Raw genomic sequence first — 1536 nt, forward strand, 5'->3', positions numbered from 1 at the left:
CAACGTGGCTCAAATGAAAATACGAACAGATTGCTCAGACAATATTTTCCAAAAGGAACTGACTTATCGGTTCACAGCCAGCAAAGACTTAACAGTGTTGCCAGACAGCTCAACGAAAGGCCGAGAAAAACGCTAGACTATGAATCACCCGCAGACCGGTTCAATAAGTGTGTTGCGTCCATCAGTTGAACTCACAGCTCAAATCAGCCTTCTGAACGATTAAATACAAAAAGCCCGCTTAAGGATAAGCAAGCGGGCTTTTTGTATGCTGCGTGGTGAAGAACCCCTCCGCAACAGGCGGGTTAGGCTGTGCGCATAAAAATTCATGATCCAGATGGGAGAACCTGGCAGAGTCACCCATAAAAACAAGGAAAGGTCTATCAAATACATAGAGGGATGCAGATTTTACCTATTGAATGCCGGGTATAAAGTATTGGTGATAACCGCTAAAGGATAAAGATTGTGAGCAATTCTGTTGATAATGAAGCCAATAGTGCAGAACCCATTGTTGAAGCAGAAAGGGAAGCCTCTGCCGGTAAATGTCCTTTCCATGCAGGCGCATCAAATAAAGCCTCCGGCGGCGGTACCACTAACCGCGACTGGTGGCCTCAGCAGCTCAGGGTTGACCTGCTTAACCAGCATTCCAACCGTTCTAACCCACTGGATGAAACCTTCGATTACCGACAGGAGTTCGCCAAACTTGACTATTCTGCGCTGAAAGGCGACCTCAGAGCGTTACTGAGTGAATCGCAACCGTGGTGGCCCGCCGACTGGGGCAGCTATATCGGTCTGTTTATCCGCATGGCGTGGCACAGCGCCGGAACCTATCGCTCCACAGACGGGCGCGGCGGTTCGGGTCGCGGTCAGCAGCGTTTCGCACCGCTCAACTCCTGGCCGGATAACGTCAGCCTCGACAAAGCACGTCGTCTGCTGTGGCCGGTAAAGCAAAAGTATGGTCAGAAAATTTCCTGGGCCGACCTCTATATCCTGGCGGGCAACGTCGCGCTGGAAAATTCCGGCTTCCGCACCTTTGGCTTTGGTGCCGGGCGTGAAGACGTGTGGGAACCGGACCTTGATGTGAACTGGGGCGATGAAACCACCTGGCTGGAACACCGCCACCCAGAATCGCTGGCTAACTCGCCGCTCGGTGCCACAGAAATGGGCCTGATTTACGTCAACCCGGAAGGCCCGGAACACAGCGGCGATCCCGCTTCAGCCGCACCGGCTATTCGCGCCACCTTCGGCAATATGGGGATGAACGACGAAGAGATCGTGGCCCTGATTGCCGGCGGTCATACGCTTGGTAAAACCCACGGCGCGGCAGATGCTAAACATGTTGGTGTCGACCCGGAAACCGCGCCGATTGAAGCGCAGGGCCTGGGCTGGGCCAGCAGCCACGGCACGGGGGTCGGCGCGGATGCCATCACTTCCGGCCTGGAAGTGATTTGGTCACAGACGCCCACGCAATGGAGCCACTACTTCTTCGAGAACCTGTTCAGGTATGAGTGGGTGCAGACGCGCAGCCCGGCGGGTGCG

2 protein-coding genes are annotated in these 1536 nt (G+C 54.6%); both read left to right on the plus strand.

Going from position 1 to position 1536, the window contains the following annotated elements; genetic code table 11:
* Positions 1-189: IS30 family transposase (locus tag GS12_RS23915; RefSeq protein WP_160279937.1), on the plus strand; the 189-nt coding region annotated here is incomplete at its 5' end.
* Between the two features lie 315 nt (positions 190-504).
* On the plus strand, positions 505-1536 hold a 1032-nt coding region (locus tag GS12_RS22750; protein WP_326929910.1), incomplete at its 3' end, for a peroxidase family protein.

This window comes from Erwinia oleae, from assembly GCF_000770305.1.
Classification (GTDB): Bacteria; Pseudomonadota; Gammaproteobacteria; order Enterobacterales; family Enterobacteriaceae; genus Erwinia; species Erwinia oleae.